The following is a 14,886-nucleotide window of genomic DNA, read 5'->3' on the forward strand; positions in this document are numbered from 1 at the left end:
GGAGCCTACCCATTCGGCGGCGGACACGGCACTGCCGCGCCACAATTGTCCGTCCCGGTTCCGGGCTGCTCGATGTCCCGCCCGGTGGCCTGTTCGAGCGGTCCGGCCAGCGCGGCGGTGGTCAGCAGCACGGCGATGACAGCGCCGTTGACGGTGAGCAGCACCCAGCGGGCACGCCGGCTCAGGTCGTGACGGAACAGCCACAGCACCATCGCTCCGCCGGCCAGCACGTTGATCACGCCGGTGAACAGGGCCGCGTTGAGCCGCCCGAGCATCGGGAGCAGAAGAAAGGGGAAGGCGAGCCCGCCCAGCAGTGCCCCGACGTAGTCGGCGGCGGACAGGTCGGCCACCGCGCCCGACGGGTCCTGCCGGCGGACCCGCTGGATGAGGGTCATCAGCAGCGGCATTTCCATCCCGATCAGCACCCCGATCGCCAGCGAGAAGGCGATGAGCACCGGCCTGACCTCGCCGAACTGCAGGTGGGAGGCGTGCAGCACGACCGCGGAGCCGCCCCCCACCAAGGCGAGAACGGCCTCGATGAGGCAGAACCCGGCGGCGGCGCGCGGACGGAGCCGCTTGGCGCTCAGCGAGCCGATCCCCATCGCGAAAATCATCAGCGAGAGCACGATGGACGTCTGGGTGACGGTGTCGCCCACCAGGTGGTCCGCCAGCGCGATGAGCGTCAGCTCGTACACCAGGCCACAGGCGGCGCAGAGGAACACCGCGACCAGCACCAGGGAGCGCCCGACCGCGGGAGGCACGGGCAGTTGCCGCGCGGGAGGAGGCTCGGCGAGGGCACGGGGGCCCGTGGGCGGGGCCTCGGACACATCCGTCATGAAGAGAAACGTTACGTCACGCGGCGCATTGCTTCGGTCACTCAGGGGAGTGGCGGCTTCTCGGGTGGGCGTTCACGGCAGGACGGCCGGACTCGCCGGCTGCGCACGGGGCCCGGGGACGGCGGCGGCCCTGCGTGGACCACCGCGGTCGGTGGCCCGGGGCAGCGTGACCCTGGTGCGGGTGGCGACCAGCCGCCCCTCCTGGGGATAGGCGTGCCAGGTGCGCCACTGCATCTGGCCGCCGCGGTACAGCGCCACGAGTGCCGTGAAGGCGTGGGGGTCACCCGGGAAGGTACCCGCGAGGCCGTGCGGGTGTTCCGCGACCAGGGCGAGCAGCTCCTGGGCACGGCCGGCGAACGAGCCGGGGCCGAGCCCTTCCACGTGCGCCGCGAACTCGTACTCGAAGTCGCCCAGCCGCCGGGAGACCGCCAGGGGCAGCGGGGCACGGCTGCCGGGAAGACAGGCGACGGTTTCCGAGCAGGTCGCGCCGCCGGAGTCGAGCAGGACCTGGTGCGAGGCCCCGAGCACGCGCAGCTGCACCCCTGCGGACTCCCACTCCAGGTCGAGTGTGGCCAGGGCGGGCAGCGGCTCCCGGCCGAGAGCCCAGGCCAAGTCGGAGGCCCTGGTGTCGGTGTAGGCGGTTCGGATGGTGGTGAGCATGGGTCGGCTCCCGCATGCCGCAGTGAAGGGGTGGTCCGGCCCTGCCGGATACGAGATCACCGAATCATGAACACACCGGCACCACAGCGCTTTTGCCCAAATTCCATGGGTTTCCGTCCCCTGAGCGACAGGGGAGACAGGTGTTCTACGGGTGGTCATGCGGGTCGCGAGTGCGGTGGCGCGAGACACCTCGCGGGCAGCCGCCCGGATTACGGACGGCTATGCACGCTTACCGCCAACACGACTTGCACCTATGTCCGTATTTACGCACATAGATGCCACTTCGCGGGTCACAGCTCAGAGAGATTCGCATCTCGGCTGCACAACGGTCACCCGTGCACACTTGTTCAAGCGCCGTTGAGTGGCAAAGCTTCCCGCAACTTCACACCCGAAGTCTTCAAACCGCGGAAGGCCCGAAGATGACCCGATTCGGCAAGACGTCGAAGCTGGTCGCCGCAGCACTCGGAGGGGCACTTGTCCTCTCCGCGTGCAGCAGCGACAACGGCGGCGACGACGCAGCGAGCGACAACGGTGGCAACGGCGGCGGTCCCTCCGGGACGGTCTTCGTTGCGAACGACCAGGAGTACGACTCCTACAACAACACCGTGGCTGCCGGTAACTCCAACAAGAATGCCATCGTCAACTACTGGGTTACCACTGGTTTCTGGTACTTCGGTGAGGACGGGGTCATCACCCCGAACGAGGAGTTCGGCACCTACGAGCAGGTGTCCGAGGACCCGCTCACCGTCGAGTACTCGATCAACCCGGACGCCGTGTGGTCCGACGGCACCCCGATCGACTGCCACGACGTGACGCTCTGGTGGGCCCAGCAGGGCGGTCACCTGATCTCCGAGCAGGAGAACGACGAGGGCGAGACCGAAGAGGCCCCGCTCTTCTCCGTCATCGGTACCGGTGGCATCGAGGACGTGGCGTCCCCCGGCTGTGAGGGCGACGAGAAGGACTTCACGCTCGTCTACGACAAGCCGTTCGCCGACTGGGACTCCAACGGCCCCAGCCACGGCAACACCGCCATGATGCCCGCCCACGTGGTGGCCGAGCAGGGTGGCTTCGACGACGTCGCCGACATGACCCAGGCCATCCTGGACGAGGACATCGACGGCCTCGCCGACGCCGCGGCGTTCTTCAACTCCGGCTGGCTCTTCGAGGGCTCGCTGCCCGACGAGTCCCTCGTCCCGTCCTCCGGTCCGTTCAAGCTGAGCGGCTTCGAAGCCGGCGAGACGATCACCATCTCCTACAACGAGGAGTACTGGGGCACCGACCCGGGCGTGGAGGAGATCGTCTACCGCCTGGTGCCGGGCACCGAGCAGGCGCAGGCGCTGCAGAACGGCGACGTGCAGATCATCCAGCCGCAGCCGGAGGCGGACGTCAAGGAGCAGATCTCCGCGATGGACGGTGTGGAGCTCGTTGAGTTCGACCAGTACATCTACGAGCACCTGGACTTCAACTTCGACAGCGGCAGCCTGGCCGACAACCTTGAGCTCCGTGAAGCCTTCGCCAAGTGCGTCCCGCGCGACCAGATCGTCCAGCGGCTGATCAACCCGATCGCCCCCGACGCCGCGCCGCAGGACGTCCGTAACGTCGCGCCGTTCGAGGAGCACTACGACGACGCCGTCAGCTACAGCGGTGGCGACCAGTACGCCACGGCCGACATCGAGGGCGCCCGCGAGCTCCTCGAGGACAACGACGCGGTCGGCACCACCGTGCGGATCGGCGCCATCGCCGACAACGCGCGCCGCGCCGACACCGCGCAGCTGATCAAGGAATCCTGTGACGAGGCCGGCTTCGACATCCAGCCGTACTTCGAGGCCAACTTCTTCGACGAGGACGGTGGCCTGTCGCAGAACACCTACGACGTGGCCATGTTCGCGTGGGTCGGCTCGGCTCAGGTGACCGGCTGGAACTCCACCTTCCGCACCGCCGAGTGCTCCGCCGCGGGCAAGGGCAACAACAACGGCTGCTACTCCAACCCCGAGATGGACGAGCTGCTGAGCGTCATCCGCGAGGAGACGGACCCCGACGCCATGCCCGGCCACATCAACGAGGTCGAGAAGATGCTCTGGGACGACATGGTGACCATCCCGCTGTTCGCTCACCCCGGACTGCTGGCCTACCAGGACAACCTGGAGAACGTCGTCGCCAACCCGGCCCAGTCGAGCTTCGTCTGGAACCAGCCGGAGTGGCGCGTCAGCTGATGCGAGCGGCCTGGCCGCACACTCCACCGTGCGCGGGCTGACACAGCCCCGCTGCGTCGCACCGCACGCGCACGACATGGCAGAACACGCAGTGCGGGGCCGGGGGGTCTCTCAGACCCCCGGCCCCGCACTCCGCGTACAGCAACCTTCCTGACCTCAGGAGTCAGCGTCATGCTTGTCTTCATAGCGCGGCGGCTCTTCATCTCGGTGCTGGTCTTCTTCTCGGCCACCGCGCTCGTGTATGTCATGGCTGCCAATCTCGGAGATCCCCTGGCTGACCTCAGGGAACTCCCCCCGGACGACCGGGAGGCGGCGATCGCCGACCGGACCGAGCGGATGAACCTCGACAAACCGGTCGTGGCCCGCTACTTCCTCTGGCTCGGCAGCGTGCTCACCGGCGACCTCGGTACGAACCGCACCGGCCAGGACGTCAACGGCATGCTCGACCGGGCCATCGGCGCGACACTGCAGCTGGTGCTCGCCGCGACGATCCTGTCCATCGTCGTCGGCGTCGGCATCGGCGTCATCTCCGCACTGCGGCAGTACAGCGGCCTCGACCTCGGGGTCACCTTCGGCGCCTTCGTCTGCTTCTCGCTGCCCGTCTTCTGGGTCGGCACCCTGCTCAAGCAGTACGGGGCGATCGAGTTCAACAACTGGCTCGGTGATCCGAGCATCGCCTGGTGGGTGATCGGACTCATCGCGGTGTTCACAGGCATGGTCTTCAGCTCGCTGCTCATGGGCGACCGCCGCACCCGCCTAACCGCGTTCGCCGGCTCGGCCGCCATCATGGCTGTCCTGCTCACCGTCCTGTCGGCGACCGGATGGTTCTCCGACCCGGGCCTGGGCATCGTGGTGATCACGCTCAGCGCCGGAGCCGCAGCCGTCGGTTTCGCCACCCTCTTCGGTGGTCTCGAGTGGTCCGCCACCATGAAGGCCTCGGCAGCCGCCGCCGTGATCGGCGTCGTCTGCGCGCTGACACTCGGCCCGGTGCTGCGAGACCCGGAGTGGTGGACCATCCTCCTGCTCGGAGTCATCACCGCGGCCGTCTGCTTCGCCCTGGGCCATGTCATCGGCGGTGTGCTGCACCGCAGGACGGCCATCCCCGCCGCGATGCTGACCGGGCTGTTCACCGGCGGCGTCATCTTCGTCGACCGGATGCTGCAGTCCTTCGCCGACTACAGCGACAGCGTGCGCGGGCGCCCCATCGGCACGATCGGCCCGAGCACCCCCAACTACGAGGGCACCTTCTGGGAGCACGGCCTCAACTCCTTCGGCCACCTGGCGCTGCCCACCATGACGCTGCTGCTCATCTCCCTGGCCAGCTACAGCCGGTACAGCCGGGCCAGCATGCTCGAGGTGATGAACCAGGACTACGTGCGCACCGCCCGGGCCAAGGGACTGCCCGAGCGAGCCGTGATCACCAGACACGCCTTCCGCAACGGCCTGATCCCCATCACCACCCTCGTCGCGTACGACATCGGGACGGTGCTGGGAGGCGCGGTGGTCACCGAGACCGTGTTCGGCTGGCGGGCTATGGGGGATCTGCTCATCACCGGTATCAACGAGCGCGACCCCAACCCGGTGATGGCCTTCTTCCTCGTGGCAGGCGCAGCCATCGTGATCTTCAACATGGTCGCGGACGTGGTCTACGCCTACCTCGACCCCCGTATCCGGCTGTCCTGACAGGAGATTGATCATGGTGCGTAAAGCACAGACAGCGGAAGCGGGAAGGACGCCTCAGGCACCCGGCGCGAGCGATGCCGCGCAGGGGATGAGCGTCAAAGCCCGCACTCAGAGCCAGCTCGTCCGCAGCCGGTTCTTCCGGCACCGGGGCGCGCTGGCAGGCATGTTCCTTCTCACCTTCGTCGTGCTTCTCGCGGTGACGTCGATCGGCGCCGGTCCCATCCCGGGATGGTGGGACAAGGGGCCCGTCAGAACCTCGGACATCGTCAACGGAGGGCGGCCCACCCTCGGGCTGTGGCCCACCTTCCTGGGCGGCGGCGGACTGCACCTGGGCGAGCACCCCTTCGGGCAGGACAACATCGGCCGCGACTACTTCGCGGTCACCATGCGGGGCACCCAGGTCTCCCTGGTGATCGCGGTGATCGTCGGTGTGGTCGCCACCGCCATCGGCACCGTGGTCGGCGCGGTCGCCGGCTACTTCCGCGGCAAGACCGAAGCCGTCCTGATGCGGGTCACCGACCTGATGATCACCATTCCCACCCTGCTGTTCGCGGCGATGGTCGCGGTGATGTGGGGCAACAAGGGCATCGTCATGCTCGGCCTGGTACTCGGCCTGGTCACCTGGACCCAGACCGCCCGGCTGGTCCGAGGAGAAGTCCTCGCCCTGCGGGAGAAGGAGTTCGTGGAGGCCGCCCGCTCGGTCGGCACCTCCGCCAAGCGCATCATCTTCAAGCACCTCCTGCCGAACGTCGTCGGGATCATCATCGTCTCGGTGACGCTCGCGATCGCCGCCGCGGTGCTGCTGGAGTCCGCGCTGTCCTTCCTCGGGCTCGGGGTCCAGCCCCCGGACACCTCCCTGGGCAAGATCATCAACGAGTACCGCTCGGCCATGATGACCCGCCCCTGGCTGTTCTACTGGCCCGGCGCCTTCATCATCTCGATCGCCCTGTCCGTCAACTTCATCGGCGACGGACTGCGGGACGCCTTCGACCCCCGACAGAACCGGGTGCGCAACTGATGAGCATCAACCCACCCCTCGACGCCGGCAGCACGCCGCCCGTGGGCACGGAGCCCGCGGGCACGGTCGACACGTCAGCCGAAGAAGTGCACACGGCCTACACCCTGGCGGACTCCAAGCCGCCGCTGGACAACGTGGTCCTCGAGGTCGAGGACCTCACCGTCGAGTTCCCGACCGACGACGGCGCCGTCAGAGCCGTCCGCGGCGTGAACTACACCCTGCACGCACGTGAGGTGCTGGGCATCGTCGGTGAGTCCGGCTCGGGCAAGTCCGTGTCCTCCATGGCCCTCATGGGGCTGCTGCCCAAGAACGCCCGGATCCACGGCAGCATCCGCTTCCACGGCCAGGATCTGCTGAAGATGCGGCCCAAGGAACAGCGGGCGCTGCGCGGCAAGAAGATCGCCATGATCTTCCAGGACCCGATGACCTCGCTCAACCCCGTGCACACCATCGGCGACCAGCTGGCCGAGGCCGTGCTGGCCCACCACCTGGTGCCCCACAAACAGGCCCTGGCAAAGGCCAAGGAGATGCTGGAGCTGGTCGGCATCCCCCAGCCGGAGCGGCGCCTGCGGGCCTACCCGCACGAGTTCTCCGGAGGCATGCGGCAACGGGTGATGATCGCCATGGCGATCATCAACGACCCCGATGTGATCATCGCCGACGAGCCGACCACCGCGCTCGACGTGACGGTGCAGGCACAGATCCTGGAGAAGCTCCTCGAAGTCAAGGACGCCGTCAACGCCGCGATCCTGATGATCACCCACGACCTCGGGGTGATCGCCGGCATGGCGCACAGCACGCTGGTGATGTACGCCGGCAAGCCGGTGGAGGTCGGGCAGACCGACCAGGTCTTCTACGACCCCCGGATGCCGTACACCGCCGGGCTGCTCGGCTCCATCCCGTCCATGGAGGGCGACCGGATCGAGCGGCTGCGGCCGATCACCGGCACCCCGCCCTCCCTGATCAGGATGCCGGACGGCTGCCCGTTCTCACCCCGCTGCCCGCTGGCGACCGACATCTGCCGGGAGGACGAGCCTGAGCTCGTCGAGGCGGGCAACGGCCACCTGGCAGCCTGCCACCACAGTGACAAGCTGGCCGAGGCCGAGGACGCCACCGAGTTCTTCCGCGCCGAGGCCGAGATCAAGAGGGAGGAGGGACGATGACTTCGGACGCCGACAGCAACGCCGGCACCGGCACGATTGACATGTCCAAGGACCTGGCCGGACCGGGGCGGGCCGGATCGTCCGGCTCCGAAGAGCTGCTCACGGTCGAGGACCTGGTGGTCAACTTCCCCGTGCACGGCGGAGGACTGCTGCGCCGGGTCGTGGGCCAGGTGCAGGCCGTCAGCGGCGTGTCCTTCAGCGTCGACGCCGGCCAGACCCTGGGCGTGGTGGGCGAATCCGGCTGCGGGAAGTCCACCACCGGCCGGGCGATCCTGCAGCTCGTCACCCCCACCTCGGGCTCGGTGCGCTTCGAAGGCCAGGAGATCACCGGCCTCAAGCGCACGGAGATGCAGAAGATCCGCCGCAACGCCGGCATGGTCTTCCAGGACCCGATGGCCTCGCTCAACCCCAAGCTGCCGGTGAACGACATCATCGCCGAGCCGCTGAAGGTGCACGGCCGGTGGCGCAACGGCGGCCATGCCCGGGTCGCCGAGCTGCTGGAGCTGGTGGGCCTGAGCCCCGAGCACGGCAACCGCTACCCGCACGAGTTCTCCGGTGGCCAGCGGCAGCGCATCGGCATCGCCCGCGCGCTGGCGCTGGAGCCCAAGCTGCTGGTGCTCGACGAGCCGGTGTCCGCGCTCGACGTGTCCGTGCAGGCGGGCGTGGTCAACCTCCTGGAGGACCTCCAGGACCGGCTCGGCCTCGCCTACGTCTTCATCGCGCACGACCTGTCGGTGGTGCGCCACATCTCCGACCGGGTCGCGGTCATGTACCTGGGCAAGGTCGTGGAGACCGGCACCCGCCAGGAGGTGTACGAGAAGCCGTCCCACCCGTACACCCAGGCGCTGCTGTCGGCAGCCCCGCACGCCGACCCCCGCAAGGAACGCGAACGCCGGCGGACAGTCCTCACCGGCGACGTGCCGAGCCCCATCGACCCGCCCAGCGGCTGCCGCTTCCGGACCCGCTGCTGGAAGGCACAGGACATCTGCGCCACCGAGGAGCCGGCACTGGTGGACCGGGGTACGGGTCACCCCTCCGCCTGCCACTTCGCGGAGGCCGACACCAAGGTGACCTGAGCCGTCCGGCAGCGAGAAGGGCCCCGCGCAACCGCCCGGGGCCCTTCTCCGCACCCGTTGCCTGCACGGCACGGGCGCGGGCGGTGGCGGTCGGCCCGCGGGTGTGCGGGCCGACCGCCACCGGATGACGGAGCAGCTCAGCTCCGGCCGGTGTCCGGCTTCCCCTCGCCGGGCTCGCCCGGCTCGCCGGACTCGCCCGGCTCGGCTCCCTCGGCGGCCGCATCGGCCTCCTTGGTCAGACCGAGGGTCTCCACGAGCCACTTGTCGAACTCGATGGAGGCGCGCACCCAGCTGACCGTGCTGGACACGAAGTGCTCCAGCGCGACACCCGTACCGATGAGCATCTGTGCCTCACCGATGAGACGGACCGTGCCGTCGTCATGCGTGTGGGTGTACACCTTCGGCCAGAGCGTACGGCGGTTCCAGTCGTTGACCGTCTCGAGGAGCTGAGGCTTGTCCTCGATGTTGTGCGGCCGGTCGTAGAAGGTCCGGACGGAGAAGATCTGCTGCGCCTCTTCGCCCCGGAACATGAAGTACGTGCGGAACTCCTCCCACGGAGCCGCGAGGTCGCCCTCCTTGTCCACCACGTACTTCAGCTTCATCTGCTCCAGGAGCTGCTTGACCAGATCCTGGTTCGGCGTCACCGGCCCGGTCGGCTGCTTCTGCTCGGGCTGCTGCTTCGGTTTCTGCTGGCCCCCGAAGTTGGGAATCGAGGACGGGTCAACAGACACGGGATGGGTCCCTTCGGACGGGGGCATAGAGATCTCCATCCTCCCTCATGCGGGGGCGGGGGTGGCAAGCCGAAGCCCGCCGTTCTCCACATCCACCCGTACCGTGTCGCCGTCGCGCACCTGACCGGACAGGATCTGCCGGGCCAGCTGGTCCCCGATCGCGGTCTGCACCAGCCGGCGGAGCGGCCGGGCACCGTAGGCCGGGTCGTTGCCCTCCACCGCCAGCCACTGCAGCGCCTCCTCCGTGACGTCCAGGGTGAGCCGCCGGTCCGCGAGCCTCCGCTGCAGCGTCCCGACCTGCAGGCCGGCGATCCGGCGCAGCTCGTCGCCGCTCAGCGCGTCGAAGACCACGATGTCGTCCAGCCGGTTCAGGAACTCCGGACGGAACGCCGCCCGGACCGCGGCCATCACCTGCTCCCGCCGCGCCTCCCGGTCCGCGGTCAGATCCAGCAGATGCTGGCTCCCCAGATTCGAGGTCAGGATGAGAATGACGTTCCGGAAGTCCACCGTGCGGCCCTGGCCGTCGGTGAGCCGCCCGTCGTCCAGCACCTGCAGAAGGATGTCGAACACCTCGTGGTGGGCCTTCTCCACCTCGTCCAGCAGCAGCACGGTGTACGGGCGGCGGCGCACCGCCTCGGTCAGCTGACCGCCCTCCTCGTAGCCGACGTACCCGGGAGGGGCACCGACCAGCCGCGCCACCGAGTGCTTCTCGCTGTACTCGCTCATGTCGATACGGACCATGGCCCGCTCGTCGTCGAAGAGGAAGTCGGCCAGCGCCTTCGCCAGCTCCGTCTTGCCGACCCCGGTGGGGCCCAGGAACAGGAACGAACCCGTGGGCCGGTCCGGGTCGGCGACTCCGGCACGGCTGCGCCGGACGGCGTCGGAGACCGCCCGGACAGCCTCCTGCTGACCGATCAGCCGCCGGCCCAGCTCCTCCTCCATCCGCAGCAGCTTCTCGGTCTCCCCCTCCAGCAGCCGGCCGGCCGGAATACCGGTCCAGGCGGACACCACGTCGGCGATGTCGTCGGGGCCGACCTCCTCCTTGACCATGGTGTCCCGGGGACCTTCCGCGGACAGCACCGCCTGCTCCGCCTCGGTGGCCGCCTCCAGCTCGCGCTCCAGGGCGGGGATCTCCCCGTACAGCAGCTGGGAGGCGCCCTCGAAGTCACCGTCGCGCTGGGCACGGTCGGCCCGGCCCCGCAGCTCGTCCAGCCGCTCCTTCAGCTCGCCGACACGGTTCAGGCCCTGCTTCTCCTTGTCCCAGCGGGCGGTCAGCCCGCGCAGCTCCTCCTCGCGGTCGGCCAGCTCACGGCGCAGCCGCTCGAGCCGCTGCAGGGAGTTCTCGTCCGTCTCATTGGCGAGCGCGAGCTCCTCCATCTTCAGCCGGTCCACCGCGCGCTGCAGCTCGTCGATCTCCACCGGCGAGGAGTCGATCTCCATCCGCAGCCGGGAAGCGGCCTCGTCGACCAGGTCGATGGCCTTGTCGGGAAGGAAACGGGCGGTGATGTACCGGTCCGAGAGGGCGGCGGCGGCCACCAGCGCGCCGTCCGCGATCTGCACCTTGTGGTGGGCCTCGTAGCGGCCCTTCAGCCCGCGCAGGATGGCGATCGAGTCCTCGACCGTCGGCTCGGCGACCAGCACCTGCTGGAAGCGGCGCTCCAGCGCCGCGTCCTTCTCGATGCGCTCGCGGTACTCGTCCAGCGTGGTGGCGCCGACCATCCGCAGCTCGCCGCGGGCCAGCATCGGCTTGAGCATGTTGCCCGCGTCCATCGCGGAGTCGCCGCCCGCGCCGGCCCCGACGACGGTGTGCAGCTCGTCGATGAACGTGATGATCTCGCCCTCGCTGCTCCTGATCTCGCTCAGGACGGTCTTCAGGCGTTCCTCGAACTCACCGCGGTACTTCGCTCCGGCGACCATGGCGCTGAGGTCGAGGGATACCAGCCGCTTGTTCTTCAGCGACTCGGGGACGTCCCCCTTGACGATGCGCTGGGCCAGGCCCTCGACGACGGCGGTCTTGCCGACGCCGGGCTCCCCGATGAGCACCGGGTTGTTCTTGGTGCGCCGGGAGAGGACCTGCACCACCCGGCGGATCTCGTGGTCGCGGCCGATCACCGGGTCGAGCTTGCCCTCGCGGGCGGCGGCGGTGAAGTCGGTGCCGAACTTCTGCAGCGCCTTGTAGGTGCCCTCGGGGTCGGCGGTGGTGACCCGCCGGCCGCCACGGGTCTCCTCGAACGCCTTCTGCAGCTTCTTGTCGGTGGCGCCCTGGGCGGTGAGGAGCTCGGCGGTCTGCCCGCCGCGGGCGGCGAGGGCGATCAGCAGGTGCTCGGTGGAGACGTAGGAGTCGCCGAGGTCCTGGGCCCGCTTCGCGGCGTCGGCGATGACGGCCAGCAGCTCGCGGTTGGGCTGCGGCTTGGAGACGGAGGCCCCCTGCACGCTGGGCAGAGCCCCCAGCAGCCGCTCGACGCCGGACCGCAGGGCGGCCTGGTCGGCGTCCACCGCGGAGAGCAGGTCCTGGAGGTTCTCGTTGTCCTGGCTCTCCAGCAGGGCGAGCAGCAGGTGGGCGGGGGTGATGTCGGGGTGGCCGTCGGTCAGGGCGCGGTTGTTGGCCGCACCGATCGCGTCCCGGCTCTTGTTCGTCAGCTCGGCGTTCACTGTGCGGGACTCCTTCTCTTCCTGCGTCTGCGAGGGCGTCGCGTGCTGCTGGGCCTGCGGGGAACACGGCAGTGCGCGGGCCCCGATCTGCGGACCTCACCCGCCTGCCACATCCAGCATATATTAAGTTGAGTCGAATCCACTCAAGGCAGGGTGGCTCATCTGGCGGACGCAGGACACTGCCGTCCACCACCGTCCCCGACTCGCCCTCTTCCGGGTGAGGCATTGGCGAAACTCCGCCGCCGGACCCGTGCGGGGGCCACCCTGGTCATCGGACACGAGAGGAGGAAGCTGCCGCTCATGGCGACAGACGAGCCCCCACGCACCCGGGACGACTCCCTCCTCGACGACTTCCTGGGGCTGGAGACTCCGCGGGGCCGCAGGGCAGAGCTCATCGAGGGGGACATCGTCATGACTCCACCGCCCGACGGAGAACACGAGGACTTCCTCAGCACCGTGATCCGCCAGGTGCTCAGCCGGTCCCGCAGCGCGATGGACGTCTCGGGCCACAAAGGCCTCGTCCTGCCCAGCAGCGCCTCCTACTGGCACAACCGGGTCGTCCCCGACGCCACCTTCGCCCCGCGCGAGCTGCGGCTGTTCCGGAACGCCCCGGTCTGGATGGACCCCGACGGCGTGGCCCTGGTCGCCGAAGTCACGAACGGCAACCCCGCGCGCGACCGGGCCGAGAAGCGGAGCTGCTACGCCAGGAGCAGCCTCCCCCTGTACCTGCTCGTCGACCGGGAGCGGTCCACCGTGACCCTGCACAGCGAGCCCTCCGACGGGAGCTACACGGAGATCCACTCGGTCCCCTTCGGCAAACCGGTCCGGCTCCCCGGCCCGTTCGGCTTCGACCTGGCCACCACCGACCTGCTGTGACCGTCCCGGCCGTCCGGGCGCGCCCTGGTGCAGGGGTCAGCGCAAGGCCGGCGTCAAGGGGTAGCTGCTTCGACTTCGCCCTGACCGGAAGCGGGGACGACCCGGCACACTGGACCGCGCTTGAGTGCAATCCGAACGGCCAATGGGGCTGGCTTCCCGACGCGCCGGCCATCACCGAGGCGTTCACCGACCTCTTGAGCGTGAAAGGAGGCGGCAGGTCATGACGATGCCCGCCGACGAGACAGAAGCCGTACGGCTACGGAAGGCGATGGCGAAGGCCCTCACTGAAGAGGGTGTCCTTGCCGATCCTGCCTGGCAGCGGGCGGTGGAGCAGGTGCCCAGGCACCGGTTCGTGCCCGGCTTCTACCTGCCCGCAGAAGAGCACGACGGGCAGGGGCTGACGGTGTGGGAGCCGGTCACTGCCCAGCTCGACCACGGCCGCTGGCTGGCCGCCGCTCACTCCGACATCACGCTCGTCACACAGTTCGACGGCGACGAACCCAACTGGAAGCACCCCGCCACGCGGCACGGCGGGGCTCCGACATCCTCGTCCACGCTGCCGTCCCTGGTGGTACGGATGTGGTCGGACGCCGAGGTCACCGAGGGACACACAGTGCTGGAGATCGGCACCGGGACGGGCTACTCAACCGCGCTCGCCTGCGCACGGCTCGGCTCCGCCGATGTCACCAGCATCGAGGTGGACCCGCACCGGCTCGACCATGCGGCGAGCGCGCTGCACGGCTGTGGCTACACCCCGACCCTGGCGGTGGCCGACGGGCTGTACGGGTACTGGCCCGAGGCATCCTTCGACCGGATCGTGGCTACCTGCTCGTTCCGCGCGGTGCCGCCGGCCCTCGTCGCACAGGTCCGGCCGGGTGGAAAGGTACTGCTCACGCTGTCGGGCTGGCTCTACGGGTACGCCCGGGTCCTGCTGACTGTCGCCGGGAGCGGCATCGCCGAGGGCCGGATGCTCGGCGGCACGGTGTCCTTCATGACGGCTCGCACGCACGCGGCACCGGCATTCGGAAACCCCGCTCACTGGGCCGCAGAGGTGGTCGAGAAGGCCCGGCCGGCGCGGCACAGCCCCGGGCGGATCACGGCCGCCACCGAGGAAGCGTTCCACCTGCGGTTCCTCGCCCAGACCGCCGTGCCCGACGTGCAGATGACCACGGTCGGCGAGGTGGTGCACCTGATCGACGTCGTCACCGGCTCCGCCGCCACCCTCACCCCCGACGACGGCGCATGGGCGGTACGCGAGGGTGGGTCAGTGCATGTGTGGGAACGGATCGAACACGTCCTGGACGCCTACGACGCGGCCGGCCGGCCGGGGCCCGAGACCTTCAGGCTGCACGTGCACGGCCGCGAGCAGCACGTGCGGCACCCGCAGCTGCCCAGTCTGCCGCTCCCGAGGCCCTGACCGGGCCCGCACGCTCAGACCCCTGGGGCGAACGACGGCTCCCGCCTTCCTCACACCCGACTACGCTGCACGTATGGCGATCGACCCGCTCCGTCCGGATCCTGCGTTCCTGGCCTTCTGGCGTGAGTACCACCTGTGCACACTGACCACCCACCGGGCGGACGGCAGTCCGCATGTCGTCCCGGTGGGCGTCAGCTACGACCCGGAGGCGGGGCTGGCCCGGATCATCACCAACAAGCACAGCACCAAAGTGGCCAATGTGCTCGCCGCCGGCCCCGCCGGGGCGCGGGTCGCGGTCTGCCAGGTGCACCGGGGCCGCTGGGCCACCCTGGAGGGCACCGCCACCGTCAACACCGACCCGGCTGCCGTCGCCGACGCTGTCGCCCGGCACGCCGAGCGCTACGAGCGGCAGCCCCGCCCCAACCCCGACCGCGTCGTCCTGGAGATCGCCCTCACCCGCGCCATGGGCGCCTCCTCGCTCAGCGGCCCCGCTCCCGCACCGGTCGACGAATCGCAGCGCTGAGCCTCGCGGGGGTTGGGCAGCCGCAGAGGCCCGGCCTC

At 69.4% G+C, this 14,886-nt stretch carries 11 protein-coding genes and 1 pseudogene; 8 read left to right on the forward strand and 4 right to left on the reverse strand.

Features of this window, described 5'->3' with window-relative positions:
• Positions 1–71: 71 nt before the first annotated feature.
• Positions 72–836: pseudogene (locus PJ985_RS00375) on the reverse strand (spermidine synthase); the annotation flags it as partial.
• 72 nt (positions 837–908) lie between these two features.
• Positions 909–1,496, reverse strand: coding sequence for a DUF2617 family protein (locus tag PJ985_RS00380; RefSeq protein ID WP_271681435.1), 588 nt, complete (start codon positions 1,494–1,496; stop codon positions 909–911).
• Between the two features lie 419 nt (positions 1,497–1,915).
• Here PJ985_RS00380 and PJ985_RS00385 point away from each other — a divergent pair, with 419 nt between their 5' ends.
• The 5 genes from PJ985_RS00385 to PJ985_RS00405 all read left to right on the forward strand — a co-directional run bounded on the left by PJ985_RS00385 (position 1,916) and on the right by PJ985_RS00405 (position 8,649).
• The gene (locus PJ985_RS00385; protein WP_271681436.1) at positions 1,916–3,709 is read left to right on the forward strand and encodes an ABC transporter family substrate-binding protein; all 1,794 of its coding nucleotides are present in this window, start codon (positions 1,916–1,918) and stop codon (positions 3,707–3,709) included.
• A gap of 171 nt (positions 3,710–3,880) precedes the next feature.
• Positions 3,881–5,392 (forward strand): ABC transporter permease, encoded by a 1,512-nt coding sequence (locus tag PJ985_RS00390; protein ID WP_271681437.1) that lies wholly within the window; start codon positions 3,881–3,883, stop codon positions 5,390–5,392.
• A 13-nt stretch (positions 5,393–5,405) separates the two neighbouring features.
• Positions 5,406–6,410 carry an ABC transporter permease gene (locus PJ985_RS00395; protein ID WP_271681438.1) on the forward strand — a complete coding sequence of 335 codons (1,005 nt, stop codon included), beginning with the start codon at positions 5,406–5,408 and terminating at the stop codon, positions 6,408–6,410.
• The gene (locus PJ985_RS00400) at positions 6,410–7,573 is read left to right on the forward strand and encodes an ABC transporter ATP-binding protein (protein WP_271681439.1); all 1,164 of its coding nucleotides are present in this window, start codon (positions 6,410–6,412) and stop codon (positions 7,571–7,573) included. The genes PJ985_RS00395 and PJ985_RS00400 overlap by 1 nt, the downstream gene beginning before the upstream one ends.
• Complete coding sequence (locus PJ985_RS00405; protein ID WP_443033337.1) at positions 7,570–8,649, forward strand: ABC transporter ATP-binding protein; 1,080 nt, start codon at positions 7,570–7,572, stop codon at positions 8,647–8,649. The genes PJ985_RS00400 and PJ985_RS00405 overlap by 4 nt, the downstream gene beginning before the upstream one ends.
• Positions 8,650–8,786: 137 nt before the next feature.
• On the opposite strand, the gene PJ985_RS00410 is transcribed toward PJ985_RS00405, so the two are convergent.
• Together PJ985_RS00410 and clpB are read right to left on the reverse strand one after the other, a co-directional pair.
• Positions 8,787–9,380 carry a YbjN domain-containing protein gene (locus PJ985_RS00410; RefSeq protein ID WP_271681440.1) on the reverse strand — a complete coding sequence of 198 codons (594 nt, stop codon included), beginning with the start codon at positions 9,378–9,380 and terminating at the stop codon, positions 8,787–8,789.
• 45 nt (positions 9,381–9,425) lie between these two features.
• Complete coding sequence (gene clpB, locus PJ985_RS00415; RefSeq protein WP_271681441.1) at positions 9,426–12,032, reverse strand: ATP-dependent chaperone ClpB; 2,607 nt, start codon at positions 12,030–12,032, stop codon at positions 9,426–9,428.
• 300 nt (positions 12,033–12,332) lie between these two features.
• Between clpB and PJ985_RS00420 the strand changes: the two genes are divergently transcribed.
• The 3 genes from PJ985_RS00420 to PJ985_RS00430 all read left to right on the forward strand — a co-directional run bounded on the left by PJ985_RS00420 (position 12,333) and on the right by PJ985_RS00430 (position 14,848).
• The gene (locus PJ985_RS00420) at positions 12,333–12,908 is read left to right on the forward strand and encodes a Uma2 family endonuclease (RefSeq protein WP_271681442.1); all 576 of its coding nucleotides are present in this window, start codon (positions 12,333–12,335) and stop codon (positions 12,906–12,908) included.
• A gap of 220 nt (positions 12,909–13,128) precedes the next feature.
• Entirely contained in the window at positions 13,129–14,325 is a 1,197-nt protein-coding gene (gene tgmC / locus PJ985_RS00425; protein WP_271681443.1) for an ATP-grasp peptide maturase system methyltransferase, read from the forward strand.
• A gap of 73 nt (positions 14,326–14,398) precedes the next feature.
• Positions 14,399–14,848 carry a pyridoxamine 5'-phosphate oxidase family protein gene (locus tag PJ985_RS00430; protein WP_271681444.1) on the forward strand — a complete coding sequence of 150 codons (450 nt, stop codon included), beginning with the start codon at positions 14,399–14,401 and terminating at the stop codon, positions 14,846–14,848.
• Positions 14,849–14,886 lie beyond the last annotated feature (38 nt).

The organism is Streptomyces sp. ACA25, from assembly GCF_028200735.1.
Classification (GTDB): domain Bacteria; phylum Actinomycetota; class Actinomycetes; order Streptomycetales; family Streptomycetaceae; genus Streptomyces.

Coding starts and splice junctions, on each gene's coding strand:
- PJ985_RS00380 (WP_271681435.1), bottom strand. CDS start 1,496: ATGCTCACCACCATCCGAACCGCCTACACCGACACCAGGGCCTCCGAC.
- PJ985_RS00385 (WP_271681436.1), top strand. CDS start 1,916: ATGACCCGATTCGGCAAGACGTCGAAGCTGGTCGCCGCAGCACTCGGA.
- PJ985_RS00390 (WP_271681437.1), top strand. CDS start 3,881: ATGCTTGTCTTCATAGCGCGGCGGCTCTTCATCTCGGTGCTGGTCTTC.
- PJ985_RS00395 (WP_271681438.1), top strand. CDS start 5,406: ATGGTGCGTAAAGCACAGACAGCGGAAGCGGGAAGGACGCCTCAGGCA.
- PJ985_RS00400 (WP_271681439.1), top strand. CDS start 6,410: ATGAGCATCAACCCACCCCTCGACGCCGGCAGCACGCCGCCCGTGGGC.
- PJ985_RS00405 (WP_443033337.1), top strand. CDS start 7,570: ATGACTTCGGACGCCGACAGCAACGCCGGCACCGGCACGATTGACATG.
- PJ985_RS00420 (WP_271681442.1), top strand. CDS start 12,333: ATGGCGACAGACGAGCCCCCACGCACCCGGGACGACTCCCTCCTCGAC.
- tgmC (WP_271681443.1), top strand. CDS start 13,129: ATGACGATGCCCGCCGACGAGACAGAAGCCGTACGGCTACGGAAGGCG.
- PJ985_RS00430 (WP_271681444.1), top strand. CDS start 14,399: ATGGCGATCGACCCGCTCCGTCCGGATCCTGCGTTCCTGGCCTTCTGG.